The following is a 26,257-nucleotide window of genomic DNA, read 5'->3' on the forward strand; positions in this document are numbered from 1 at the left end:
ACGACGTACCTGTTTTGTATGATTTTGTATATATTTGTCGCCATATTGACGATTTCATTCGTGAAGAGTTTGCTACAATCGAATCGATTGAATTAAATAGGAGAGAATAAGAATGAAACGACACATGTTAGTTATTGTGATGTTATTGATTGGGATGGGCACATGGTATTACATCGCGGGAGCCGCCCCGACGATTAAAAAAGTTCCGACACCATCCTTTACCGGACAATACCCCGGGTTACACTTAACGGTAGAGAGTGAACAAGCGAAAAGATATACGACATCAATCTCTGTTCCGAGAACGGATTATGAAATGCTAAACGAGGAGCTGGATGCATTCATTTTAGAAAAGAAAGAAGCATTTCAACACAACCTCACCCCTAGTCACGGTCAAACGGGTCACTTAAATATTCAGACCGATACATATCAAACGAATCAGACTGAATACACGCTAGTCGTTCATACTTATGCATTCACTGGTGGTGCGAATGGTCAAACCACTGTCGACGTATTTCGGATGAACCTTTCGGACGGAACGTTCGTTGAATGGGATGATGTCTTACGTGATGACCAACATGCATTAGAATGGTTCAAGCATAGCGTCATCACACAATTACAACATCAAGAATACGTATTTGAGGATCAGTTACGTGAAGCGATTAAACACCCTAAATCGACGAAGTGGATACTGACGTCCTCTGGTCTAGATGTCATATTTGACGAGTATGAAGTGGCGGCGGGAGCGGCAGGTGTGGTAGAAGTTCATATTCCGATGAAGGAAGTTGAGCCGTTTTTGTTATCCGAATTAGATACGCCCACTGCACAAGAAGATTCTCCAATCATGAGTCCCTCAAATAAGCCGCTTGAACCCAATGGGAAATATGTTGCACTGACGTTCGATGATGGACCCCATCCGATTGTGACACCTCACATTCTTGAGACACTTGAGAAATACCAAGCGCGTGCTACGTTCTTTATGTTAGGGAGTCAGATGGAATTCTATCCTGATGTAGCGAGACAAGTAGCGTTGTCAGGTCATGAGCTAGCAAATCATACTGAACATCACCCGGATTTGACACAATTGTCTGAGAAGGGAGTCAAAGAGGAACTCGAACAGGTTGATGAACGAATTGAGAGGCTTACGGGACAACGCCCATCATTGGTTCGTCCACCATACGGGGCTAAAAATGAAATGATTGAGCAGATCATTCAGACAAAGGAGCAGACCCTTGCACTATGGACGGTCGATTCTCTTGATTGGAGTCACCGTAATGCCGATCAAATGTATCGCTTGATTATGGACAATGTCCATCCAAGTGCTGTTGTCTTGATGCATGATATTCATGAGTCCACAGCTGAAGGGTTGCCGAAAGTTCTCGATGCGCTGAAACGTGAAGGGTACACGTTTGTGACGATGAGTGAGCTCTTGACGTTGAAATAGTAAATGAACCCGCCGTGATAAACGGCAGGTTCATTTTTTTATTTCACTTCTTGATCTTTAATTGGGAACCAACCGGCACGTGTCGTGATGGCGTTCCATAGCGGAGCTGGGACAGCGAGTTCGGCTTGTTTGTTCAAGTCGAGTTCTGTCTCGATCTCGTCTTCGCGGTCCGATTCCACTTTTTCCAGCCATTGTGGATCGATGATCAGTTCGCGACCGAGTGCGGCAAAATCGACGACGTCGAGTGCGTCTTCCACTTGGGCCGGACGTTGGAGTTGCCCGACTCCGATGAGTGGGATGGCACCATTGATTCGATTGGCGATGCGGTCTATCGAACGCTCCGTGACATTCTCGTCACGCATGGAAGCTGTATTGAAGTTCCAGAGAGAAGCGTGAATATAATCGACGCCCTCTTCTAAAATCATATCGAGTAACACATCCGTGTCGTCGAGTGTGATTCCTGGCTCTTCGATTTCTTCCGGTGAGAAACGATAGCCGACTAAGAAGTCTTCTGCATCTGCAGCTGCTTCTTTCACACGACGAATGACTTCGCGTGGGAACGTCAAACGTCCATGAACATCACCGCCGAAGCGATCTTCACGGCGATTTGAGTGCGGTGAGAAGAATTGTTGAATCAAGTAGGTGTTCGCTCCGTGAATCTCGACGCCATCAAACCCGGCTTCGATGGCCCGACGCGTCGCTTCACCGAACGCCTCGATAATGGCTTCGACCTCTGATGTCTCGAGGGCACGTGGTGTGACGGCGCCTTCTCGGACAGGCGCGACAGCACTTGCACTGACAGGTTGTTCGTTCGGGACGAGTTCAGGTGGTGACATCCGTCCAGCGTGGAAAATTTGAAGGATGGCTTTTGCACCTTCCGCTTTTAAACTTTCCGCCAATTGACGGAGACCCGGGATGAATTTGTCGTCATTGACCCCGAATGCGTTCGGGAAACCTTTCCCGTCTTCTGTCACGTACGCGCATGCTGTAATCGCAAGCCCGACGTTTTGCGCCCGTTTCCGATAGTAGGCGAGCTCATGCTCGGATACTTCGCCCGTTGGTTCTGATGAGTAATGTGTCATCGGAGCCAAGACGAGTCGGTTCGGTACTTCGACCCCATTTTTGAATTGAAAAGGTTGTAACATACGTTTCATCTGAAATCCTCCTTCAACATGATACCTTGAAGTCTAAGCTTCTCGACTCAAAAATGCGAGTCGGATGCTTGTGAATGAACACATTACAGATTGCGCAAGCGTAAGAGATGATTGAACTGAAAAGAATAGGGTATAATACAGAAGAAAAGTTGATATTCGGTTCGAGACAATAGAGAGACCACAACAGAAGGGGGAAGCCTTGTTTTTGTTGTGGTCTCTTTTTCTATTCATTGAACCGTACTTACTATAGGAGGGAATAAGATGGAAATCAGAAATTTCTCAGCGAAAGAACGAGCGAAACGATACGAACAACTGACAAGCGAACGTCATGACGTTCTTGTTGTCGGTGGAGGGATAACCGGAGCAGGGATTGCGCTCGATGCGTCGTCACGTGGGATGAAGACAGCGGTTCTCGAAATGCAAGACTTTGCGGCCGGGACGTCAAGCCGTTCGACGAAACTTGTTCACGGGGGACTCCGCTATTTGAAACAATTTGAAGTGGCGCTCGTCGCAGAAGTCGGGAAAGAGCGTGCCATCGTGTATGAGAACGGTCCACATGTCACGACACCGGAACAGATGCTATTACCGATGCACAAGGGAGGCACGTTTGGTCCTTTCTCAACTTCAATCGGACTCATGGTGTATGACTTCCTCGCAGGCGTCAAACGGGCAGAACGTCGAATGATGCTCAAACCGAATGAAGTCATCAAAAAAGCACCGCTCGTCAAAAAAGATGACTTAGTTGGTGGTGGATACTATGTCGAGTATCGGACGGATGATGCACGATTGACAATCGAAGTGGCGAAAGAGGCCGCGAATCACGGCGCGCTTCTTATGAACTATGCCAAAGTGACCGGGCTGATTTACGAGAACGGCAAAGTGGCGGGGGTACACGTCGAAGACCAAATCGATGGGTCGACATATGACGTCTATGCGAAAAAAATCATCAATGCGACTGGTCCATGGGTCGATGAGTTACGGGAAGAAGACAACTCGAAAAAAGGCAAACAGCTTCGTTTGACGAAGGGAATTCACCTTGTCATCGATCAATCGAAATTCCCACTCAAACAGGCAATTTATTTCGACACACCAGACGGGCGCATGGTCTTTGCCATTCCACGCGGAAACAAAGCGTACGTCGGAACGACGGATACGTTCTTTGATAAAAACAAAGCGCATCCACGCATGACGACAGAGGACCGCGATTATATTTTGGATGCAATCCATTATATGTTCCCAGACGTTCATGTCACGGCAGATGATGTGGAATCAAGCTGGGCGGGTATTCGTCCGTTGATTTATGAGGAAGGAAAAGACCCTTCTGAAATTTCACGTAAGGACGAAATTTGGCAGTCAGACAGCGGCTTGATCACGATTGCCGGCGGTAAATTGACAGGGTATCGGAAGATGTCAGAAACGGTCGTCGACCTTGTCGCGAAATTATTAAAAGAAGAAGAGGGCGTCGTCTACTTGGCAAGCCGGACGAAGCATATGCCGATGTCAGGTGGTCACGTCGGCGGATCGAAAGGGTTCAAAGACTTCCTCGAGAAGAAAACGAAAGAACTTCAAAATCACGGTCTCGACGCGGGGCACGCGGAAGAACTCGTCCGTCTATACGGATCGAATATCGATCGTGTCATCGAGCGGATGGACTCGAACGCGTATGACTTGCCAGAGGTCGTCTATGCACAGTTGATTTATGGCATTGAAGAAGAATCGGTCGTACGCGCCATCGACTTCTTGATTCGCCGGACCGGTGCGATGTTCTTTGATATCGATTTCGTCCGTCAACACAAAGAAGGTGTCCTTCGTTGCATGGCCGACGTCTTCAAATGGTCGGATGAGCGTTTGAAAGAAGAGCGTGAAGAAGTGGAGAAGGAGATTGAAATCGCAGTTGTGCCTGTGACTGTCGAATCGTAATGCACTGCATTGCAGGAAAGGTTCATTCTAAATAGGATGAACCTTTTTTGTGTCATGGTTTCATCGATTCGGAATAACGGTATACCTCATAAGTAGTGATTCTTAGATTGAGGGAGAATTTTTTATGAAACGAAACCTCGTTGCCATCCTATTGATTGGCATTCTATTAGTAGTAGGGTGGCGTTATGTCGATCCTAATCGATTGTTAGCCGATGTCTATTATGTCAAAGTCCCAAGTGCAGAAGTGGCGACACAAACCTCGGGTGGTTATCGCTATGATCTCATCGGGTACGACGAGGATGGGAAAAAACGTCCTCTGTCTATTGCCACCACGGGGTTGTTACCGGAAGGGAACTATCTGCGAGTATTTGTGAAAGAAGAAGATGCGGAAGTGACCGACTACGAGCAGGTGAATGTGCTAGACGTACCTGAACAGTTGAAGGAAGAACAGGAAGAAGAGAATTCCGGGCCATCGTTCCCTTGATTTCAAAAGATAGACGTCGCGAAAAAGAGATGAGTTTGGTAAGGTTAAATTGTTTGAATATGGTAAATGATGAATGAAAGAAGGGACATGCATGTCACGGATGTTAATAGCAGATGACCAGGACGGAATTCGTACGATGCTCGCGCAAGTGTTCACGAACATGGGTGTAGACGTGGACACGGCGCAAGACGGCATCAGCGCCTGGGAATTTTTAGAGCGGGAGCAATATGATTTGGTATTGCTCGATATGAATATGCCTCGTATGTTTGGACACGAAGTATTACGTCGCATGCGCGAGAAACAGTTAGACACACCCGTCATGATCATGACGGCATTTGGGGAAGAAACGGTGATTGAAGAAGTGCGTCGTCTCGGGATCACGGCACAATTTGAGAAGCCGTTTGATATTTATGGGATGATTGGAAAAGTGAAAGAAGTCTTGAAAATTTGACGTTTCGTCACCAAGATGACATATGTAAACGCTTGCGCTAAGCCATTTCTATGCCCGAATAGCATAGGCACATGTTTTACGGTGTGTTATAATGGGAACGAATTGCACGGGGGAACTTTTCCCAAACGTGTATAATAGCGAACAGACAGGAGGATGTCATTATGCCATTAGTATCAATGACAGAAATGCTTAACAAAGCATTCGAAGGCAAGTATGCAGTCGGCCAATTCAACATCAACAACCTCGAGTGGACGCAAGCGATTCTTCGCGCTGCGGAAGACGAGAAATCACCAGTAATCCTCGGTGTATCAGAAGGTGCAGCGAAGTACATGGGTGGCTTCACGACAGTTGTCAAAATGGTTGAAGGTCTTATGCACGACTACAACATCACTGTTCCAGTTGCAATCCACCTTGACCACGGTTCTTCATTCGATAAGTGTAAAGCAGCGATCGACGCTGGTTTCACGTCAGTCATGATTGACGGTTCACACCACCCAATCGATGAAAACATCGAAATGACGAAACAAGTTGTCGAGTACGCGCACGCTAAAGGTGCTTCTGTTGAGGCAGAAGTTGGTACAGTTGGCGGCGAAGAAGACGGCGTTGTTGGTGGCGTACAATACGCTGACCTCGATGAGTGTGTACGTGTTGTAAAAGAAGCGAAAGTGGATGCACTTGCTGCAGCACTCGGTTCTGTACACGGTGAATACCAAGGCGAGCCAAAACTTGGATTCAAAGAGATGGAAGAAATCGCGGAAGCGACTAAAACACCACTCGTTCTTCACGGCGGATCAGGAATTCCTGAGCACCAAATCAAAAAAGCAATCGAGCTCGGCCACAGCAAAATCAACGTCAACACTGAGTGCCAACAAGAATGGACTCGTGCAGTACGTGAGAAAGTTGCTGCTGATGCAAAAGTATATGACCCACGTAAAATTATCGGACCTGGTATCGAAGCGATTTATAACGTCGTTACTGGCAAGATGCGTGAGTTTGGTTCAAGCAACCAAGCTTAATCCTGTCCTGAAAGGCTGACTCTTTTGTAGAGTCAGCCTTTTTTTGATGATTTAGGGAACGTATACATATATGGTGAAAAAAAGGGGGAGTCTTTGTGATTTATAACGAGCGACCGACAGAATTGTTTTGGCGAATCTTTTATGTATATGGAGCAGTCGTGTTGATTGGTCTTTCTTTAGCATTAGCCGCTGCCCCACTCGTTTTAATTTATTATTATCCGGTACCTTGGCTTATTCCATTGTTAGTCTTAGTCGCCATCGGTGGGTTTGGGGTGTATTGGTTTACGAACACGTTCCGTCGTTTATTTTGGAAAGAACGGAATCACTCTAGATACGAAATGACCGCAACGAGCATCGAGGGTGTGACGTATCGGCATGAACCGGGCGAGTCGGTCGAGCAATCATTTCCAATCTCAGCGATTCGACAAATCGTCTTCTTCCCGGCGATTGTCCGAAAGACACAGCCGTCTCCGACGGTTCGGATTGGTCGTCCTACGGTAGAGTACACTCCGATGCTATCGATTATGACAAAAGATGATGCCATGGAAATCTTGTTCGATCAACGTGATCTAGTTGCCTTTGATCAATGGATAAAATCTTTCCATGAGCAGGGAATTCCGCTATTTTACACACCAAAAGAATTGTATTGGATTGGTGCGAATATCTCGACACGACGTGAGCGATTTGAACGGTTGAGTCGTCCGGAAGAAATCGTTCCATTTGTCTACACCGGCGATCTTGTAGCAGATGAGCAGAAGGCAGCAACGAATTGGATTGAAACCCACGGATTGGAACGTTTGAAAGAAGGACCACACCAAGCATACTATGTGAAGCAAAGTAAAATTATGAAATGGTCATTTTTCGGGACGCTCGCTGGGATAGGCCTTGTCGTAGGATCGATGCTTGCAATCGCATCGTTGACGTAAAGGGTATAGCAATTCGACATGACTTTCCTCATAATAGAGATTGTAAGCGATCACAAATTAAGGAGGAGACACATATGCGTTTTTTCATTGACACAGCAAATGTGGAAGACATTAAAAAAGCTCATCAAATGGGCGTCATTGGAGGCGTGACGACGAATCCATCGCTCGTCGCCAAAGAAGGTGTCGATTTCCATACAAGACTTCGTGAAATCTGTGAGATCGTCGGGGATCTCTCGGTCAGCGCCGAAGTTATTGCACTCGATGCGTCGGGTATGGTGGAAGAAGGAAAGGAACTTGCCGCCATCGCGCCGAATATTACGGTAAAGGTACCGATGACACCAGCGGGGATGCAAGCGGTAAAACAGTTCAAGGAGCTTGGAATCAAGACAAACGTCACGCTCATCTTTAACGCTAACCAAGCGTTACTTGCGGCACGTGCCGGGGCATCATACGTTTCTCCATTCATCGGACGCTTGGATGACATCGGACAAGATGGGCTTGATTTAGTTGAGACCATTGCGAACATCTTCGCAATCCATGGCATCGAGACAGAAATTATCGCAGCATCTGTGCGTCATCCGGTTCACGTGACAAAAGCTGCACTCCTTGGGGCTGACATTGCCACAGTCCCTTACAAAGTTATCGAACAAATGATGAAACATCCGCTCACAGACAAAGGCATTGAGCAGTTTTTAGCGGATTGGAACAACGCTCAATCCAAATAAGTCCGTCGTAGAAAGGTTTTGATCAGCGTGGAAATTCTCCATATCGTTGGGCAGCAAAAACTAGAAGGAACCGTCGAGATTAGCGGAGCGAAACAGAGCGCTCTCCCTTGCCTTGTGGCTGCACTTCTCACGGAAGAGTCGGTGACGATTGAAAACGTTCCGATGATTGAAGATGTGGAAGTGATGGTCAATTTGTTAAAAGAGTTAGGGGTTCGGGTAGAGCGGGATGGCGAACGAATGACGATTCATTCGAATGAAGCAGTCGCAATGCCTCTCCTCGGTTCTGAGACGCGCAAAGTCCGTGCCGCTGTCTATTTACTCGGGGTCTTCGCGGCTCGCTTTGGAAAAGGGGCGGTTGGGTTACCTGGAGGATATGCGATTGGTCCACGGCCGATTGACTTACATTTGAAAGCGTTGGAACGTCTCGGCATTCATGTTGAGAATGAATCAGGTCTCTATCATGTCCGGGTCGATGAACTTGTTGGGAATCGAATTTACTTGGACTTGCGGTCGTTTGGGGCAACCGTGAGTGCAATGCTTGCGGCTGTTCTAGCGACAGGGACGACGGTCATCGAAAACGCGGCTTGCGATCCGGAAGTCGTCGATGTGGCGACCATGCTCACATCGATGGGTGCACATGTGAGTGGGGCCGGAACGGATGAGATTCGAATTAAAGGGGTGGAACGCCTCCATGGTTGTACGCACACACTCATTCCAGATCGTCTCGAAGCTGGAACGTTCATGATGTTCGGTGCAGTGTCCGGTCGTGTGACCGTCCAACCGGTCATTCCGACACATCTCGAAGGGGTCATTCAAAAACTGTTGGATTTCGGAGCGGACGTCGAGGTCGGTGAGGAGTCAATTACCGTGACGGCGAACCAATTCATGCCAACAGATATTCGGGTGTTCCATTACTCGGGGTATCCGAGCGACTTGCAACCGGTGATGACGGCAGCCTTATTAAAAGCTGACGGAACGAGTGTTGTCACCGATAAATTGTATGCGCAACGATTCCGCCACATCGCCGAGATGCGACGGATGAATGCGCAAATTACACTGGAGGATGCATCGGCTGTGATTCGTGGCGGCAATAAGCTGGCGAACGCAGAGATGGAATGCACCGATGCACGGAGTGCTGCGGCCCTGGTACTGTCAGCGCTCCAAGCTTCTGGTGAATCGACGCTACTACATGCGGAACGACTGAATGATTCGTATGTCGACTTTGTTGGCAAATTAAAACAACTCGGTGCGCTCGTTTGGGTGGAGGAACAAACCGAGGTATAAAGGGGAGATTTCGGGTGGAACGAAGTTTATCGATGGAACTGGTTCGGGTGACAGAAGCGGCGGCACTTGCTTCAGCCCGTTGGATGGGACGAGGATTGAAAGTCGAAGCGGATGATGCGGCAACGACGGCCATGCGCGACGTATTTGACACGATTCCGATGAAAGGGATTGTCGTCATCGGTGAAGGGGAGATGGATGAGGCCCCGATGCTATACATCGGAGAAAAAGTCGGAAATGGCTACGGTTCTCGTCTCGATGTCGCAGTCGATCCGTTAGAAGGGACAAACATCGTAGCGACCGGAACGTGGGGAGCACTTGCGGTTCTCGCGGTCGCGGATGCAGGCGATCTCCTTCATGCTCCAGACATGTACATGGATAAAATTGCCGTCGGACCGGAAGCGGCAGGTCTCGTCAGTCTCGACAACTCGATTGAAGAGAACATTGAAATCGTGGCGAAAGCGAAGAAGAAAAACGTGGAAGATGTCGTCGTCACGATTTTACATCGGGACCGTCACGAAGAAACCATTCAACGTGTCCGCGCGACCGGTGCGCGAATCAAATTGATTCCGGACGGGGACGTCGCCGCGGCCATCAACACCGCTTTCCCGAAAACGGGTGTCGATTTGTTGCTCGGTTCAGGCGGGGCGCCAGAAGGTGTCATCGCTGCAGTCGCAATGAAGTGTTTAGGTGGAGACTTCCAAGGGCGTTTGCTCCCGGAAGATGAAGCGCAGAAACAACGTTGCCATGACATGGGAATCGAAGATACGGATCGAATCCTCCTCCTCAATGATTTGGTGAAAGGTGAAGATTGTATCTTTGCGGCGACCGGCGTCACAGATGGTGAGCTGTTACGTGGAGTCCAATTCACGTCACAAGGCGGACAGACCCATTCGGTCGTCATGCGTGCCAAGTCCGGTACCGTTCGTTTCGTCGAAGGGAACCACTCACTTAAGAAAAAACCAAAAATGGTCATGAAACCAGAATAATCAGAAGTCGTGGATGTGAAAACGTCCACGACTTTTTTGTGGTGAAAGCGTCAGAAAACGGGAATGGATAGTCAGGAGGTGGGTGTGATGATTCAGGTTGAAGGACTCGTCAAAACATTCAAGGATGTTCCAGCTGTCGATGACGTGTCATTTTTCGTGAAAGAAGGAGAAATCTTTGCGTTTTTAGGTCCGAACGGTGCGGGTAAATCGACGACGGTGCAAATGTTGACGACACTCGTGAGACCGACATCTGGAGTGGCACGAGTCAATGGATTCGATGTCGTTAAACAAGAAAAAGATGTCCGATTATCGATTGGAGTTGCCTTACAAGAAACAGGAATCGATAAAGTGTTGACGGGACGAGAGCTCCTTGTCTTACAAGGGCGTTTGTTTAAGATGTCGAATGAAGAGGCGCAACGTCGAGCCGATGAGTTACTCGAAGTCGTTTCACTGACGGATGCGGCCGATCGCCGGAGTGGTACCTATTCCGGTGGGATGCGACGACGTCTCGACTTGGCTCTCACACTCGTCCATCGTCCGACGGTCTTGTTTTTAGACGAACCGACGACCGGACTCGATCCGGCGAGCCGAATCGAAATTTGGAATGAAGTACGCCGATTGAACGAGGAATTCGGGACGACGATTTTTTTAACGACCCAATACTTAGAGGAGGCAGATGAGTTGGCTGACCGGATTGCAATCATCAATCACGGGAAGATTGTGAGTGAAGGAACGGCCGAGGAATTGAAACAGCTCGTCGGTGGAGAGACGATTTCGATGGACTTCGCTACAGAATCTGAAGCGACCCTTGCCGCGACGCGATTTCATACATCTTCGAATGGCACACATGTATCGTTTGAGTTACGTGACATGACGTTGACTGAGATTGTTCGTTCCTTGGATGAACAAGGGTTGCAGCCTGAACGATTGACTGTCAAGCAACCATCGCTCGATGATGTATTCTTGAAAGTGACAGGCGAATCGTATGAAGGAGGCGAGATCCGTGTGGACTGAGACATGGCTATTCACGAAACGGAGTTTGCTGACGACTATTCGAAATCCGTTTTCATTCATCCCGAACTTGATCATTTCTGTATTCTTTTTACTCGTGTATACGAGCGGCTTGTCGAGCGTGGCCTCGTTGCCTCAGTTCGAAGGGAGCGACTATTTGAATTTCATCTTACCCGTATCCATTGTTTCAGGTGCAGTCGGGGGAGCGGGAGGCACGGGTCAGGCGCTTGTCCGAGATATTGAGAGTGGCTATTTCGCACGGCTCTTGTTGACACCGGCGACCCGTACGGCGATTGTGCTCGGACCGATGATTGCGGGGATGTTGCAATTACTCGTCCAAACGCTACTTATTTTTGCTGTCGCGTTTCTCCTCGGTCTCACGATTCCTGTCGGTGCCGCTGGATTCTTTTTCACAGTATTACTCGCAATCGGATTTGGACTTGGTTTCGCAGGATATTCAGTGGGCGTCGCCTTGAAAACACGAAATGCACAAGCGGCACAGGCAGGGACGTTGTTGTTCTTTCCTTTAATTTTCCTGTCGACGACGTTCGTTCCGAAAGAATTGATTGAAGCCGAATGGTTGAAAGTGGCGGCGACGTTCAATCCAACCACGTATATTTTCGAAGGGATGCGAGCGGTTCTGACTCAGCCGGAGATTGACTGGGGTGCCTTATCTGCAGGGCTCGCAGTCGCGGGTACGATGAGTGTACTCATGATCGTCTTTGCGGCAACGAACGCGAGAGGGGCATTGAAGCAAAAATAAGGGAGGAGTTTGATGCAGGAACTATCAACGATGATTCGGATTATTTTAACAGGGATTGGAGCATATATTTCTATCATTCTCATGTTGCGTGTTTCTGGTAAGCGTACATTGGCAAAAATGAATGCATTTGATTTTATTGTGACGGTTGCACTTGGTTCTATTTTGGCAACGACCTTGACTAGTCAACAAACCTCTTTATTGGCTGGACTGACTGCGTTCGGTACACTAATTGTCTTACAATATATATTAGCGAAACTATCTAAGCGATTCTCCATTGTGAATCAAATGATTAAATCAGAACCAACTCTACTGTTTTATAAAGGAGATTATTTGAGAGAACATCTACAAAAAGAACGAATTTTAGAGATCGAGGTCATTCAAGCGATTCGATCAAGTGGCACTCCTCTAGGACAAGTCGAAGCAGTAATCATAGAAACGGATGGAACGTTTTCTGTTTTGAAAGACTCTCGTCATGTAATGGAACATGTGAACAAATAAAAACGACTCGGTTCCGATGAACCGAGTCGTGATATTGTATTAGAGATATGATCCAGCGCCTACATAGCGTGGTGCCCAGTATCCAGAAGTGAAGCTCGCGTATTTCACGCCGCCTGTTTCTGAGTTGATCATTTGTGTTTTGCTAAGTGCCATTCCGACGTGTTGAATCGTTCCGCCTGAATGTGAGAAGAAGACGAGATCGCCTGCTTGGATCGATGACTTCGAGATTTTCTTCGCGCTTGAGTATTGCTGACGTGAAGAACGTGGTAGTGTTTTTCCGATTGCTTTCTTGTACACGTGTCCAGTATATCCTGAGCAGTCAAACCCTGAAGTTGTTGTTCCACCATAGCGATACGGTGTTCCGAGATATTTCTTCGATTCAGCGACAAGTTTCGAACGTTTGCTAGAAGATGACGTTGAAACCGTTGTTGATGTCGACGTGTTCGCTTTCAAGTATGTGTACGTTGAAGAAGCTGAGATATAACGGTGTGTGCCTTTGTAGTTGATTTTATAGAACGAACCGGATTTACCAAGGTATGTATAGCGTTGACCTTTATCCATTTTCGCGACGACTTTCGATGATGTAAGTGACGGGGCAGTACGGATGTTCAAACCGTTTACTTTCGAGTAAGCAAATGTACCGGTAGCGGCTTCTGCTTGTTCACCTGTTGAGAACATAAGACCCGAGAAAGCGACAGTGGCAGCGACGACGATTGATGCGATACGCTTTAACATTGTATAAATCCCTCCGTTTTTAAAATCAAGACATTCGTATATGACAAATCGAGTAATTTTTAATGGTAGAGCACAAGTTGCGGGATATACCCGGTTTCCTGTGCAAATAAACTATATCATGCGCAAGACCGATAGCATTTTTCAATCGCAAGTCAAAAAAGTGTTTTCTTGTAACAAAAATGAAACAATATGTGGATATAGCACTTATTTTGTTACAAAACTATCTTTTACTGTGTAAGGATTTGTACAAGAGGGAAACGATTGAACAAAAGGTGATTTTTGCACGGTGACGGCACGGGCAAAATGTGGTTAGATGATGGCAGAACAAATGAATCAAGTTGAATTCTTCTTGTAATGAAATGTAGAAAGATAGGTGACTTGAATGAGTCAACAGACAGAACCGACAAAGAACTATACACTTCGTGAACTTGAAACGAAGACGTTGAAAGAATTATATGAGATTGCCAAAGAAGTCAAAGTACCGAACTTCCGAGAAGCACGGAAACGTGAGCTCATGTTTCGTATTTTGAAATCACAGGCTGAATCAAAAGATTTATATTTCCTCGAAGGCATTTTAGAGATCATTCCACCGAATCCTCAGTCTCAAAATGATGGCGGGTTTGGATTCCTCCGACCAATCAACTACTCTCAATCTTCCGAAGACATTTATATCGCCGCATCGCAAATTCGTCGCTTCAATCTTCGAAACGGAGACCTCGTCACAGGGAAGGTCCGTAAACCAAAAGAGAATGAGCGATTCCAAGGGTTGTTAAGTGTGGAAGCTGTCAACGGAGAGTCGACGGATTCGACGCGTTCGCGTGATTATTTCCCGGCATTGACACCGATTTATCCAGAACAACAGATGGTGCTCGAGACAGAGCCGACACATCTTTCGGTTCGTGTCATGGATATGATTGCACCAGTCGGGTTTGGCCAACGTGGGTTAATTGTGGCGCCACCAAAAGCGGGGAAAACGTCGCTTTTAAAAGAGATTGCGAATTCGATCACGACGAATCATCCGAACGTCGAATTGATTATTCTTTTAATCGATGAACGACCGGAGGAAGTGACGGATATTCAACGCTCTGTACCGGACGCAGACGTGGCGTTCTCGACCTTTGACGAGACGCCGGAAAACCATGCACGTATTTCAGAACTCGTTCTCGAACGCGCGATGCGTCTCGTGGAACATAAGAAAGACGTTGTCATCCTGCTCGATTCCATCACACGCTTGACGCGTGCGTACAACTTGTCTGTTCCACCGAGCGGACGGACGCTCTCGGGGGGGATCGACCCGGCGGCGTTCCACAAACCGAAAAAGTTCTTCGGAGCGGCGCGGAATATCGAAGATGGGGGCAGCTTGACGATCCTCGCGACAGCGCTCGTCGATACCGGATCGCGAATGGACGACGTCATCTATGAAGAGTTCAAAGGAACAGGGAACATGGAGCTGCACCTAGACCGGAAATTGGCCGAACGTCGAATCTTCCCAGCAATCGACATTCGTCGCTCGGGAACACGGAAAGAAGAGTTGTTACTCGGGAAGGACGAACTCGATTCGCTCTGGACGATTCGTCGTACGATGAACGAGTCCCCGGACTTCGTCGAACAGTTCTTGCGCCGTGTCCGTGAGACGAAAACAAACCTCGACTTTTTTGCTGCGCTAGAGGCAGATAAGAAAAAAAGACGACCGGTGAAAAAAACGAAAACAGACTTGTAAAACCTATAGTAGGGTGATATTATATTCTAGTGAACTTTCTCTAGGTTGAAAGAATACTTAGGGCCGAAGGAGTTGAAAAGCAATGAAACAAGGAATCCACCCAGAATACCGTAAAGTCGTATTCATGGACTCGACGACAGAATTCAAATTCATCACTGGTTCAACTCGTTACTCTAACGAGACAATCACGATGGAAGATGGAAACGAGTACCCACTCATCCGTGTCGATGTATCTTCTGATTCGCACCCGTTCTACACAGGTCGCCAGAAATTCGCATCTGCAGATGGTCGTATCGAGCGCTTCAACAAGAAATACCAACGTTAATCGTAAAGTTGTATGCTCACCGCCTAGGGATTGCCCTTGGCGGTTTTTTGTTGCATCGACACGGGTAAAGAGACGAAAGACTGTCGTGAGGGGGCCGTTATGGAATTTATACTCATTAGTATCAGCTTGTTGATCGGGGTCGGCATCATGTCCCAATGGTTGGCATGGCGTTATCAAATCCCAGCAATCATCATTATGACGCTCGCTGGAGTATTGGCCGGTCCAATCCTTGGGCTGTTCGACCCACGTGAATTATTAGGAGATTTATATAGTCCCATCATTTCGTTTGCGGTCGCCATCATCTTATTTGAAGGAAGTCTTGGGCTTCATTTTAGCGAAATCAATCAGTTCCGACGGTCGATCGTCCGGATTGTCACGATTGGAGTCGCGCTCTCGTTTGTCGGGATGTCGCTACTCATTCAATATGTTGGAGGATTACATTGGGTCGTTGCCTGGACGATGGGGGCGCTCTTCGTCGTGACGGGTCCGACTGTCGTCATTCCGTTGTTACGTCAGGCACATTTGAAAGATCGGGTCGGAGCGATTTTGAAGTGGGAAGGCATCATTGTCGATCCTGTCGGAGCATTACTCGGACTCTTCGTCGTTCGACTCGGATATATCGTTTATGAAGGTATGGATTTATGGATGCAACTCCTCTTCGCAGGTGCTTGTATCGTAGGAATCGGACTCGGTTACTTGTTCGGCCATCTCTTGATGGGATGGTTTGTGGCAGAAAAAGTACCTCGCTATCTCCGTGCTTCGGTCACGTTGACGGCCGTCCTCATTTTATTCTCACTCAGCGAGCTCATGATGCATGAAGTCGGGCTGCTCGCCGTGACGGCGATGGGGATGACGATGGCCAATACGAAGCATCGGGATGAAGAAATCATCGAAGAACTGCAGTCATTCAAAGAGGATATTTCAATCTTGCTCATCTCATCTGTCTTCATCTTGTTGACGGCTTCCCTGTCTCGGGCAGAGCTGTTGAATATTTTCCAATGGCCGCTTCTCTTGACGATTGCGGGCATCCTGTTCTTGGTTCGCCCAGTTGCGATTTACTTGTCGACCATCGGTGGAGGTTTGCCGCTAGCGGAACGAGGGTTCATTGGTTGGATTGCCCCACGCGGGATTGTCGCGATGACGGTCGCGGGATTCTTTGCTGAAGAAGTCGCGCATCTGGGGATTGACGATGCGAAGCAAATGTTGCCGCTCACACTCGGTCTCGTCTTCATTTCCGTTACACTGCACGGTCTCACGATTCGACCGCTCGCGCGAAAATTGAAATTAATCGATGAACAAAAAGAGGCGAACGCTGATGAATAAAGGACGGAGTTCTTTCAATCAGTATTTAGGAGAAGTCAACCCTTTTCCTCAACTCGAAAGATAGGTATAATCGGAAAGCGATTATCGATGGAGAGGGCGAAGAACAATGATGCATGTGACGAACCGATATGGTTGGATTGAAGTGATTTGTGGGAGTATGTTTTCGGGGAAGTCGGAGGAATTGATTCGCCGAGTCCGCCGTGCTCATTATGGAAAGATTCCGGTCCAAGTGTTCAAACCAGCAATCGACGACCGGTATCATGAAGAGAACGTCGTCTCACACACAGGGAACTCGGTCGTGGCCGTGCCAATCGCATCAAGCCAAGACTTGTATGATGCCGTTCGTGAAGAAACACAGGTTATCGCGATTGACGAGGTGCAATTCTTTGATGAAGGAATTGTAGACGTCATCGAACAACTTGCGAACGAAGACAAACGCGTCATCTGCGCTGGGCTCGATATGGACTTTCGAGGCGAACCGTTCACGATGATGCCTGAACTGTTGTCACGCGCGGAGTTCGTGACGAAACTACAGGCCATCTGTTTGTCATGCGGCGCGCCTGCTTCGCGGACACAACGTCTGATCGATGGGCAACCTGCTCGGTATGAGGACCCGGTCATCTTGGTCGGGGCTTCCGAGTCTTACGAACCACGATGCCGACATTGTCATGATGTACCGAACAAACCACATCCGGTCCGCCATACGGTGGTAGACTGATGAATCGACGGACCGCCCTCGGCGGTCCGTTTTTTTGCTATAATAGATAGAGTTTGATTTGACGGAGAAAGGACGGATCATCATGTTTGACCGTTTAAGTGTATTAGAAGATCGTTACATGCAATTGAATGAAATGCTCGCCGATCCTGAGGTGCTCAGTGACTCGACGAAGTTGAGACAATATTCGAAAGAGCAGGCACAACTAGAAGAGACGGTACAGATGTATCGTCAGTATAAAGAAACAAGTACAGCTTTCAAGGAAGCGAAGACGATGCTTGAAGACCGGACGCTCGACGCCGACATGCGTGAATTGGCAAAAGAAGAGATGAACCTCCTCGAGCCAGAAGTCAAAGAGCTAGAAGCGAAACTGCGGATTTTATTGCTTCCAAAAGACCCGAACGATGACAAGAACGTTATCGTCGAAGTCCGAGGAGCAGCAGGCGGAGACGAAGCGGCACTCTTTGCAGGAGATTTATATAAGATGTATACGCGATTCGCTGAACGTCAAAATTGGAAAGTGGAACTCATTGACGCGAACTATACCGAACTCGGTGGATTTAAAGAAGTCACGTTCATGATCAACGGGGCAGGTGCCTATTCAAAGCTCAAGTTTGAGAACGGAGCCCATCGTGTGCAGCGAGTCCCGTCGACTGAATCGGGCGGACGAATTCATACGTCCACAGCAACGGTTGCCGTTCTTCCGGAAGCAGAGGATGTCGAAGTGCATATCGATATGAAAGATGTACGAGTTGATACGTTCACTTCATCTGGTCCAGGGGGACAATCGGTCAACACGACGCAATCAGCTGTCCGTTTGACACACATTCCTTCAGGGCTCGTCGTATCATGTCAAGATGAGAAGTCGCAGCATAAAAACAAGGATAAGGCGATGAAGGTCCTTCGAGCACGCCTGTATGACAAAATGCAAAGCGAACATATGGAAGAGTTGTCTGCGCAACGAAAATCGGCTGTCGGAACAGGTGACCGTTCCGAGCGGATCCGCACATACAACTTCCCACAAAGTCGTGTCACAGATCATCGGATTGGATTGACCCTTCAGAAGTTGGACCGTGTCCTAGCAGGTGAACTCGAAGACATTATCGACGCACTCATCATGGACGAACAGGCACGTCTCATGGAGGAAGCGGAATGATGCGGATTGCCGCGCTACTTAAGCAGACGGAAGAACGACTAGTTGAAGCTGGGCGCGACCGTGCGGCTGCCGAATGGTGGCTCATGCATGTGTTGCAAGTCGATCGCACCGGTCTCCTCGTTCGTTTGTCGGATGAATTGTCTTCAGATGAAGCGACACGGTTCGAGACGGGAATCGAGCGTTTATTGATCGGAGAACCGGTACAACACGTGATTGGACATGCTCCGTTTTACGGGCGCTCGTTTGAAGTGAACCGGGATGTGTTGATTCCGAGACCAGAAACGGAAGAGTTGATCGACTGGGTACTTGGGCAACTTCGTCACATCAAGGATGATGAGATTGTCGATGTCGGGACAGGAAGCGGGGCCATTGCGATTACCTTGAGCCTCGAGCTCGGCGTACGTGTACAGACGGTCGATATTTCGCGTGAGGCGATTGAAGTCGCTAAACGAAATGCAGCCACACTTGGCGCAACTGTACGGTTTTATGAAGGAGACGGGCTCGCACCGATTGCGGACCACTCGATTCGCGTTCTAGTCTCAAATCCGCCTTACATCGAGGCCGATGAGCTGTTAGATGAGACGGTCGTCGGCTACGAACCGCACCTTGCGCTCTTCGGAGGGAAGGATGGGCTCGACATGTATCGGCAATTAATATTGGAATCGGTGCGCGTCTTACGTGCCGATTGGCATTTGATTGCGTTTGAAATCGGGTATAACCAAGGACAAGATGTGAAATCATTACTGTCTGAACGTTATCCTGAAGCAGAAACGGGTATTTTAAAAGATATAAACGGCAAGGACCGTATCGTCTATGCCGTAAGGGAAGGGATTGCGTATGGAAACGAAATGGATTAATTCGAATGAGATTGAAGAGGGGGTACGTCTTCTTCAAGCGGGTGAAATCATCGCCATGCCGACAGAAACCGTCTATGGTCTCGCTGGAGATGCCATGAACGATGTGGCAATTCGAAAGATTTTTGAGGCAAAAGGTCGTCCGTCGGATAACCCGCTCATCGTCCATATCGCTTCAATCGACCAAACGAGTTTGTTTGTCGATTCGATTCCTCCTGTTGCCAAACGCTTAATGGATGCGTTTTGGCCAGGCGCTTTGACGATCATCTTGCCTTCAAACGGACGAGCCTCTTCGCTCGTGACCGCAGGCCTCGATTCCATCGGACTCCGGATGCCGAATCATCCGGCAGCACTCGAGTTAATTCGTAAGTCAGGGTTAGGGCTTGCGGCTCCGAGTGCGAATCGTTCCGGACGACCTTCGCCGACAACTGCTCAACATGTCGCGGATGATTTGAACGGACGAATCGCAGGAATCGTGGATGGGGGTCCTACCGGAATCGGAGTCGAGTCAACCGTTGTGGATTGTACGGGGGACACGGTAACGATTTTACGACCAGGTGGTGTGACGCGAGAAGAAATGGAAGCTGTCATTGGACCGGTCGCCTTAGATGCCAATTTGAGTAACGATGAAGCCACACCACGATCGCCGGGAATGAAGTACACGCACTATGCCCCAACGGCACCTGTTTTTTTAGTCGATGGCACACGCAAAGATTTAGAACGTGTCATCGAGGAGCGGAAGCAAGCGGGGTTGCGAATCGGTGCACTCGTCTTCGACGAGAACCCGACACCGGCTGAGGTCACGTATTCACTTGGGACCTCGATGGAAGTGGCGGCGCAACGTTTATACGACGCGCTTCGTCGATTTGATGAAACAGACGTGGATGAGATTTATGTGAACACGATTGAACCGGTCGGAGTCGCACTTGCCGTCTATAACCGTTTATACAAAGCAGCGGGCGGAAAGATTGTGCACCCGACGAAAGATGCCTAAAGACATAGAGGAGGACACGCGATGTCAATGAAACGCGTATTATTCATATGTAGTGGCAACACGTGCCGAAGCCCGATGGCGATGGCCTTGCTCCGTTCGAAGATGACCGGGGATGAGTTTGATATTCGCTCAGCTGGTCTACGGACGATGCAAGGATTCGATGCTTCAGAAAACGCACTGCAAGTTCTCAGAGAACGTGGGATTGAGCTCGATCATGTCACCCAGACGTTCGATGAAGTGTTAGGGAATTGGGCGGATATCATCTTGACGATGACACGCGCACACCGTGAACAAATTCGGGATACATACCCGGATTTGTCTGAGCGGACGTACACGCTCTATGAATTCGTGACGGGACTCGAACGGGACATCAACGATCCGTTCGGCGGTTCGATGAATGTGTATCGCCAGGTGCGAAACGAGCTCGAACCACTCGTGAATCGACTTGTGTTAAAATTAACGAATGATGGGTCAAAGGTGACGAAACCACCGAGACGCCTACCAAAGAAGACGGGGGAATGAACGAATGAAAATTGCAATTGGCGCTGATCATGGCGGCTTCAACTTGAAGAAAGAAATCGTAGCCTTGCTTGAGGAACTCGGACATGAGTATAAAGATTTCGGGACGCACTCAGCGGACTCGATTGACTACCCGGATGTGGCCATCCCGGTCGCAGAAGCGGTAGCGGCAGGTGAATTCGATCGTGGGATTTTGATTTGCGGTACGGGAATCGGAATCGGGATTGCGGCGAACAAAGTCAAAGGGATTCGTGCGGCACTCGTCCATGATTCATTCAGTGCAAAAGCGACACGTCAGCATAACGATTCGAACATCATGACGATGGGCGAGCGTGTCATCGGACCTGGTCTTGCACTCGACTTGGTGACGACGTGGCTCGATACGAACTTTGAAGGCGGTCGCCATTCAAACCGTGTCGACAAGATGAGCGCTTACGAATCGAAGTGAGTCAAATGAAGACGGAACTTCTCGGATTTTTGACGGAGCTTCACGAACGGTTCCCGTTAAATGATGAGCGCATTCTCGTCATCGGATGCTCGACGAGTGAAGTGCTCGGAAAAACGATTGGGAAGGCAGGTTCCATTGATGTCGCAAGCGAATTGATGGAAGCATTCCTTGAATTTAGAGAAAAGACAGGTGTCCATTTGGCGTTTCAAGGGTGTGAGCACATCAACCGTGCCCTCACCGTTGAGCGCCGGACACTCAAACAGTTCGGCCTCACTGAAGTGACGGTCGTCCCGGTCCGTTCCGCGGGTGGGGCGATGTCGGAGAAGGCGTATGCGAACTTCGAGGAGCCATGTGTCGTCGAATCGATTCAAGCAGATGCCGGGATTGATATCGGCTCGACATTGATTGGGATGCATTTGAAACCGGTCGCGATACCGGTTCGGTTATCATCGAAGCATCTCGGAGAGGCGTACGTCACGTTCGCAGTCACGAGACCGAAACTGATTGGTGGGCCACGGGCTCAGTATCCAAATAAATGAAGAAAGCATCGCATTTAGGTTTTTCGACCGAATGCGATGCTTTTTTGTTCAAATTATAAATCTTCTCCAAAAAGATAGGAGATGACCATCGGGAAACGCTCACGCCAGGCGAGCTCGTTGTGAACTCCTTCTTCAATCACTTCGAATCGGATGTGTTCGACCTTGTCTTTTAACAAGTTGTACACGCGTTCGCTCGACTCACGATACATCTCGTTCGTCGGTCCATTTTCGATCGGTTCCTCGACTTCTTTTGCGCCGACGTCCAAGTAAAGACGCTCGACGCCCTTCAAATCGCTCGCTTCAATCAATTGTTCCAGCTCGGTTTGGTTGAACCAAAATGCAGAGGACAGGGAAGCGACACGCTTGAAGACGTCTGGATATACACAGGCTGCATATATCGAGATGAGCCCACCCATCGAACTTCCCATCATCGCTGTTTCTTCCGGAATCGTCCGATAGTCAGCATCGATTTGAGGTTTCAATTCCTGCGAGATGTATTCGATATACGCCGAACCCTGCCCGCCGAGCACGATGTCACTTCCGAGCAAACTTTCACCGATATAAGGGTTTTCCCACGGTCCATACTCATCGAGTCGTTGTTCGCCTGGTGCACTATCGAGGGCGACGACAATCAAGTCACGCTTCGAGGCGTCTAAATATTCACCGACGCGCCAGCTCATGTTGTAGCTCGCATCCTCGTCAGCAAAACAGTTTTGTCCGTCGTGCATGTAGAGGACCGGATATCGTTTTTCGGACGTCTCATAGTCGGCAGGTGTGTAGATCCGGACCGTTCGTGTCCGTTCGAACGGTGTGATCGTCAGTTCTTTTGTCTCAATCATAAGTGGCCTCCTCACAGTTACATTCTTATTAATGATACCCAACTTTTCATCAGATTATTGCGATACCCAAAAAAACAAGCGTGTGGTACGATGGGGGTGTTGATTTTTAGACATTTAGAGGGGGTCTTCACATGGTAAACACGACGAAGTTGAAAGTGCAGGATGCGGAATTATTTGAGGCAATGCAACACGAGCTCGGTCGTCAGCGCGACAACATCGAACTCATCGCTTCAGAAAACTTTGTTTCAGAAGCGGTCATGGAAGCGCAAGGAGGCGTATTGACGAACAAATATGCCGAAGGATATCCGGGACGCCGTTATTACGGTGGCTGTGAGTTTGTCGACGTCGCTGAGAACTTGGCGCGTGACCGTGCGAAAGAATTGTTCGGTGCAGAACATGCAAACGTACAACCACACTCGGGTGCACAAGCGAACATGGCGGTCTACTTCACGGTGCTTGAAGCAGGAGATACGGTTCTCGGAATGAACTTGTCTCATGGTGGTCACTTGACGCACGGTAGCCCGGTCAACTTCTCAGGTGTGCAATATAACTTCGTCGAATATGGTGTAGACAAAGAGACAGAACACATCGATTACGACGTCGTCGCTGCACTTGCGAAGGAACATAAGCCGAAATTGATTGTTGCGGGAGCATCGGCATACCCACGTACAATCGACTTCGCGAAGTTCCGTGAGATCGCGGACAGTGTCGATGCTTACCTTATGGTCGATATGGCGCACATTGCTGGACTCGTGGCAGCAGGTCTGCATCCGAACCCGGTCGAACATGCGCATTTCGTCACGACGACGACGCACAAGACGCTCCGTGGACCACGTGGAGGGATGATTCTTTGTAAAGAAGAGTTCGCCAAAGCGATCGACAAGTCGATTTTCCCAGGGATTCAAGGAGGACCGCTCATGCACGTCATCGCGGCAAAAGCGGTCGCGTTCGGTGAGGCACTCCAACCGGAATTCAAAGATTACCAACGTCAAGTCATTGCGAATGCACAAGCACTTGCGGCAGGCCTTGAAGAAGAGGGGCTCCGAATCGTATCGGGCGGAACGGACAATCACCTCTTGCTAGTCGACCTTCGAGGAATCGACATCACAGGTAAAGCAGCTGAGCATGCACTCGATGCAGCGGGAATCACAGTCAATAAAAACACGATCCCATTCGACCCGGCATCACCGTTTGTCACAAGCGGAATCCGTCTCGGAACGGCTGCGATGACGACTCGTGGTTTCAAAGAAACGGATATGAAAGAAGTGGCACGTCTCATCGGACGTGTGCTCAAACAACATGAAGACGAGGCGGTAATCGCGGAAGCACTTCAAGACGTGCGATTGTTAACGGCGAAGTTCCCGCTTTACCCTGAACGAGGCTGAGTCAATGGATATTCGGACACTAGCAGAACGAGAGCTATCCGAACTTCCATTGTTCGATATGACAGAATGGTTGGCTCGTAAAGGGGAATACGATCCGTCTTTCCGTCTTGTCGCCAGTGAGTTCGGTGTCATCACGACGCTCCTCGACCATGGCTATTATGAAGAAGCGAGTGAACGAATCGTGCCGCTCCTCGGGATGAAAGTGCCTGCTGCTTTCCATCGACTAGGTCTTGCGCTAGAAGTAAAGGCGAACGGAAAAAAAGCGGCCAAGCGCCGCTTTCGTTCGTTCTCGTCGGCTGTCATCCAACATTCTGATTTAGCCGAGTGGCGACAGGCGTTCAAGCTCGATAAGAAATGGCTTGGTCTTCCGCTCGTCGTTGGTCTTGCGGCTGGAGCGCTCATATTTTGGCCGGATGCCGAACCGCCCGGCGTCACGCCGGACGAGCCGGACGAAGTCGTTGTCGAGACCGTAACGGAAGAAGAAGCACTCGCAGAACGCCTTGAAGAGCTCGAGGCAGAAGTCGCCCGACTCGAAGAAGAGAATGAGAAACTTCAAGATTCGGACGAACAGAAGCCAAAGGAATCAACCGAAGAGGCACCGGACACATCAACGGATGTTGTACCGCTGGCTGAGGTAGAAGCACTTGTTCAAGACAAACAGTACGAAAAAGCCGACCGCCTATTAGACGGGAAAGCGAAGGTCGGACAAGAACAAGCAGTTGGGTTTTATCGACTTCTTGTCGACAATAAATTGGGACAAGCGGACATTGCGGACTATGCGGCTTATCTCGAGTCGTATCCAGAATCCGGTTACAAGGCAGATGTCCTTTGGATGAAAGGGATTGCCGAGAAAAAAGCGAATGACCCGGCGTACCGTGAAACGTTGACGACCGTTTCTGAGATGGAAGGGACGTATTGGGCACCGATTGCGAAGTCCGTGCTCGAAGAATAAGGTGCTACATGAGTAGCGCCTTTTCTCATGAAATTCTAATGAAGTACACCACGATTTCTCGTTTTCCTGTCGTATGATTTGAGGTAGGAGGGATGCGTGTATGAAACGTGTAATGAAAACCATTGGAACAACTTTATTGGCGATCGGACTTATGGGAATCGGGCTTGCCGGATTTTTGTTCTTCACTTCACCTGGACAATCCAGCCTGTCGCAACTATCGCTAGCGGCGCTGGAAGTCGAACAGCAGATGGAACAAGTCGATACGAAGTGGGATGAATGGGAAGATGATTTAGAAAGACGAATCGAGCAAGCCGTTCCAGAAGGCGTTCGTCTGTTTTTTGCGGATTGAATTCGGGAAATGAATAACAATACGTCGAGCGAACTGCTCGGCGTTTTTTCAAAGGAGTGAGCAGGATGCAGACGATTCTCGTCGTAGAAGATGATTCGAAGATTGCGCGATTACTGGAGTTGGAATTGAAGCATGCGGGGTATGCGGTCATGGTGGCGACAGATGGTCGTACCGGTTTGGAACGAGCTCTCGCTGATGATGTCGACCTCGTGTTGCTGGACGTGATGTTACCTCAAATGAGTGGACTCGAGGTGGTCCGTCGTCTGAAAGAAGAGCGACCTTTGTTACCGGTTCTGATGGTGACGGCCCGTGGCGATCGATACGACAAAGTGAGTGGTCTTGATCTTGGCGCAGATGATTACATCACGAAACCATTTGAAATAGAAGAGGTGCTCGCACGAATTCGGGCATTTTTACGAATGCGCCAGCTTGTTCGTCAGGACCATTCCGAACAGGTGTTGACGTACGAAACATTGACTGTCGACGTGAATCGTCATGAAGTATATTGTGACGGAAAGAAAGTAGATTTGACTCGACGTGAGTTTGACTTGTTGGTTTTCTTTTTAGAGAATCCGGAGCGTGTTTTGACGCGTGACCAACTCGTCGAACACGTGTGGGGATTCGACTACTATGGGGATACGAATGTCGTGGACGTGTATGTCCGATACGTAAGGAAAAAACTGACCGGCTCTTGGATTCAAACGGTTCGCGGTGTCGGCTATATGTTGAAGCGTGGTGAGTGACC

At 48.8% G+C, this 26,257-nt stretch carries 29 protein-coding genes; 26 read left to right on the top strand and 3 right to left on the bottom strand.

Annotation, left to right across the window (positions count from 1 at the left end):
• The first annotated feature begins 112 nt into the window (after positions 1 to 112).
• Positions 113 to 1,441, top strand: coding sequence for a polysaccharide deacetylase family protein (locus KOG47_RS01235; protein WP_074035676.1), 1,329 nt, complete (start codon positions 113 to 115; stop codon positions 1,439 to 1,441).
• 38 nt (positions 1,442 to 1,479) lie between these two features.
• Here KOG47_RS01235 and KOG47_RS01240 read toward each other — a convergent pair whose 3' ends face one another.
• Entirely contained in the window at positions 1,480 to 2,595 is a 1,116-nt protein-coding gene (locus KOG47_RS01240; RefSeq protein WP_196431280.1) for an NADH-dependent flavin oxidoreductase, read from the bottom strand.
• 261 nt (positions 2,596 to 2,856) lie between these two features.
• Between KOG47_RS01240 and KOG47_RS01245 the strand changes: the two genes are divergently transcribed.
• From KOG47_RS01245 to KOG47_RS01295, 11 genes are all read left to right on the top strand, one after another.
• On the top strand, positions 2,857 to 4,515 hold the full coding sequence (locus tag KOG47_RS01245) for a glycerol-3-phosphate dehydrogenase/oxidase (protein WP_031422206.1): 1,659 nt from the start codon (positions 2,857 to 2,859) through the stop codon (positions 4,513 to 4,515).
• A 124-nt stretch (positions 4,516 to 4,639) separates the two neighbouring features.
• Complete coding sequence (locus KOG47_RS01250) at positions 4,640 to 4,999, top strand: YxeA family protein (RefSeq protein ID WP_214783691.1); 360 nt, start codon at positions 4,640 to 4,642, stop codon at positions 4,997 to 4,999.
• Positions 5,000 to 5,090: 91 nt separating this feature from the next.
• Positions 5,091 to 5,450: a response regulator gene (locus KOG47_RS01255; protein WP_074035685.1), complete on the top strand. Its 360-nt coding sequence runs from the start codon at positions 5,091 to 5,093 to the stop codon at positions 5,448 to 5,450.
• A gap of 161 nt (positions 5,451 to 5,611) precedes the next feature.
• Positions 5,612 to 6,466 carry a class II fructose-1,6-bisphosphate aldolase gene (gene fba / locus KOG47_RS01260; RefSeq protein WP_159562989.1) on the top strand — a complete coding sequence of 285 codons (855 nt, stop codon included), beginning with the start codon at positions 5,612 to 5,614 and terminating at the stop codon, positions 6,464 to 6,466.
• Between the two features lie 95 nt (positions 6,467 to 6,561).
• Positions 6,562 to 7,392: a hypothetical protein gene (locus KOG47_RS01265; protein ID WP_215243625.1), complete on the top strand. Its 831-nt coding sequence runs from the start codon at positions 6,562 to 6,564 to the stop codon at positions 7,390 to 7,392.
• A 74-nt stretch (positions 7,393 to 7,466) separates the two neighbouring features.
• Positions 7,467 to 8,117, top strand: a complete 651-nt coding sequence (fsa, locus tag KOG47_RS01270; RefSeq protein WP_078147677.1) for a fructose-6-phosphate aldolase — start codon at positions 7,467 to 7,469, stop codon at positions 8,115 to 8,117.
• A 27-nt stretch (positions 8,118 to 8,144) separates the two neighbouring features.
• Positions 8,145 to 9,401 carry a UDP-N-acetylglucosamine 1-carboxyvinyltransferase gene (gene murA, locus KOG47_RS01275; RefSeq protein ID WP_074035691.1) on the top strand — a complete coding sequence of 419 codons (1,257 nt, stop codon included), beginning with the start codon at positions 8,145 to 8,147 and terminating at the stop codon, positions 9,399 to 9,401.
• Between the two features lie 14 nt (positions 9,402 to 9,415).
• Positions 9,416 to 10,387, top strand: coding sequence for a class II fructose-bisphosphatase (glpX, locus tag KOG47_RS01280; RefSeq protein ID WP_031422214.1), 972 nt, complete (start codon positions 9,416 to 9,418; stop codon positions 10,385 to 10,387).
• A gap of 87 nt (positions 10,388 to 10,474) precedes the next feature.
• Entirely contained in the window at positions 10,475 to 11,401 is a 927-nt protein-coding gene (locus tag KOG47_RS01285; protein WP_214783679.1) for an ATP-binding cassette domain-containing protein, read from the top strand.
• Positions 11,391 to 12,161, top strand: a complete 771-nt coding sequence (locus KOG47_RS01290) for an ABC transporter permease (protein ID WP_159562986.1) — start codon at positions 11,391 to 11,393, stop codon at positions 12,159 to 12,161. The genes KOG47_RS01285 and KOG47_RS01290 overlap by 11 nt, the downstream gene beginning before the upstream one ends.
• A 12-nt stretch (positions 12,162 to 12,173) precedes the next feature.
• Entirely contained in the window at positions 12,174 to 12,659 is a 486-nt protein-coding gene (locus KOG47_RS01295) for a DUF421 domain-containing protein (RefSeq protein WP_196431277.1), read from the top strand.
• Positions 12,660 to 12,698: 39 nt separating this feature from the next.
• On the opposite strand, the gene KOG47_RS01300 is transcribed toward KOG47_RS01295, so the two are convergent.
• Positions 12,699 to 13,394 carry a C40 family peptidase gene (locus KOG47_RS01300; protein ID WP_159562984.1) on the bottom strand — a complete coding sequence of 232 codons (696 nt, stop codon included), beginning with the start codon at positions 13,392 to 13,394 and terminating at the stop codon, positions 12,699 to 12,701.
• Positions 13,395 to 13,776: 382 nt separating this feature from the next.
• Between KOG47_RS01300 and rho the strand changes: the two genes are divergently transcribed.
• From rho to KOG47_RS01350, 10 genes are all read left to right on the top strand, one after another.
• On the top strand, positions 13,777 to 15,114 hold the full coding sequence (rho, locus tag KOG47_RS01305) for a transcription termination factor Rho (RefSeq protein WP_012727388.1): 1,338 nt from the start codon (positions 13,777 to 13,779) through the stop codon (positions 15,112 to 15,114).
• Between the two features lie 82 nt (positions 15,115 to 15,196).
• On the top strand, positions 15,197 to 15,439 hold the full coding sequence (locus KOG47_RS01310; RefSeq protein ID WP_012727387.1) for a type B 50S ribosomal protein L31: 243 nt from the start codon (positions 15,197 to 15,199) through the stop codon (positions 15,437 to 15,439).
• 99 nt (positions 15,440 to 15,538) lie between these two features.
• Positions 15,539 to 16,762 carry a cation:proton antiporter gene (locus KOG47_RS01315; RefSeq protein ID WP_012727386.1) on the top strand — a complete coding sequence of 408 codons (1,224 nt, stop codon included), beginning with the start codon at positions 15,539 to 15,541 and terminating at the stop codon, positions 16,760 to 16,762.
• A 106-nt stretch (positions 16,763 to 16,868) separates the two neighbouring features.
• Positions 16,869 to 17,480: a thymidine kinase gene (locus tag KOG47_RS01320; protein ID WP_074035700.1), complete on the top strand. Its 612-nt coding sequence runs from the start codon at positions 16,869 to 16,871 to the stop codon at positions 17,478 to 17,480.
• Positions 17,481 to 17,562: 82 nt separating this feature from the next.
• On the top strand, positions 17,563 to 18,633 hold the full coding sequence (gene prfA, locus KOG47_RS01325) for a peptide chain release factor 1 (RefSeq protein WP_074035701.1): 1,071 nt from the start codon (positions 17,563 to 17,565) through the stop codon (positions 18,631 to 18,633).
• On the top strand, positions 18,633 to 19,490 hold the full coding sequence (gene prmC / locus KOG47_RS01330) for a peptide chain release factor N(5)-glutamine methyltransferase (protein WP_074037873.1): 858 nt from the start codon (positions 18,633 to 18,635) through the stop codon (positions 19,488 to 19,490). The genes prfA and prmC overlap by 1 nt, the downstream gene beginning before the upstream one ends.
• Entirely contained in the window at positions 19,471 to 20,481 is a 1,011-nt protein-coding gene (locus KOG47_RS01335; protein WP_159562979.1) for an L-threonylcarbamoyladenylate synthase, read from the top strand. Before prmC ends, KOG47_RS01335 begins: the two co-directional genes overlap by 20 nt.
• A gap of 21 nt (positions 20,482 to 20,502) precedes the next feature.
• Positions 20,503 to 21,003, top strand: a complete 501-nt coding sequence (locus tag KOG47_RS01340; RefSeq protein WP_012727381.1) for a low molecular weight protein arginine phosphatase — start codon at positions 20,503 to 20,505, stop codon at positions 21,001 to 21,003.
• Positions 21,004 to 21,007: 4 nt separating this feature from the next.
• Complete coding sequence (rpiB, locus tag KOG47_RS01345; protein ID WP_074035705.1) at positions 21,008 to 21,448, top strand: ribose 5-phosphate isomerase B; 441 nt, start codon at positions 21,008 to 21,010, stop codon at positions 21,446 to 21,448.
• Entirely contained in the window at positions 21,445 to 21,987 is a 543-nt protein-coding gene (locus tag KOG47_RS01350; RefSeq protein ID WP_047794818.1) for a TIGR01440 family protein, read from the top strand. Before rpiB ends, KOG47_RS01350 begins: the two co-directional genes overlap by 4 nt.
• Positions 21,988 to 22,040: 53 nt before the next feature.
• On the opposite strand, the gene KOG47_RS01355 is transcribed toward KOG47_RS01350, so the two are convergent.
• Entirely contained in the window at positions 22,041 to 22,826 is a 786-nt protein-coding gene (locus tag KOG47_RS01355; RefSeq protein ID WP_215243626.1) for an alpha/beta hydrolase, read from the bottom strand.
• 131 nt (positions 22,827 to 22,957) lie between these two features.
• On the opposite strand from KOG47_RS01355, the gene glyA reads away from it, so the two are divergent.
• From glyA to KOG47_RS01375, 4 genes are all read left to right on the top strand, one after another.
• Complete coding sequence (glyA, locus tag KOG47_RS01360; protein WP_012727371.1) at positions 22,958 to 24,211, top strand: serine hydroxymethyltransferase; 1,254 nt, start codon at positions 22,958 to 22,960, stop codon at positions 24,209 to 24,211.
• A 4-nt stretch (positions 24,212 to 24,215) separates the two neighbouring features.
• On the top strand, positions 24,216 to 25,163 hold the full coding sequence (locus tag KOG47_RS01365; RefSeq protein WP_215243627.1) for a hypothetical protein: 948 nt from the start codon (positions 24,216 to 24,218) through the stop codon (positions 25,161 to 25,163).
• Between the two features lie 100 nt (positions 25,164 to 25,263).
• Positions 25,264 to 25,512 carry a hypothetical protein gene (locus tag KOG47_RS01370; RefSeq protein ID WP_031422247.1) on the top strand — a complete coding sequence of 83 codons (249 nt, stop codon included), beginning with the start codon at positions 25,264 to 25,266 and terminating at the stop codon, positions 25,510 to 25,512.
• A 65-nt stretch (positions 25,513 to 25,577) separates the two neighbouring features.
• Positions 25,578 to 26,255, top strand: coding sequence for a response regulator transcription factor (locus tag KOG47_RS01375; protein ID WP_012727368.1), 678 nt, complete (start codon positions 25,578 to 25,580; stop codon positions 26,253 to 26,255).
• The last annotated feature ends 2 nt before the right edge of the window (positions 26,256 to 26,257 follow it).

The organism is Exiguobacterium sp. s121 (assembly GCF_018617245.1).
In the GTDB taxonomy this organism is placed as follows: Bacteria; Bacillota; Bacilli; order Exiguobacteriales; family Exiguobacteriaceae; genus Exiguobacterium; species Exiguobacterium profundum.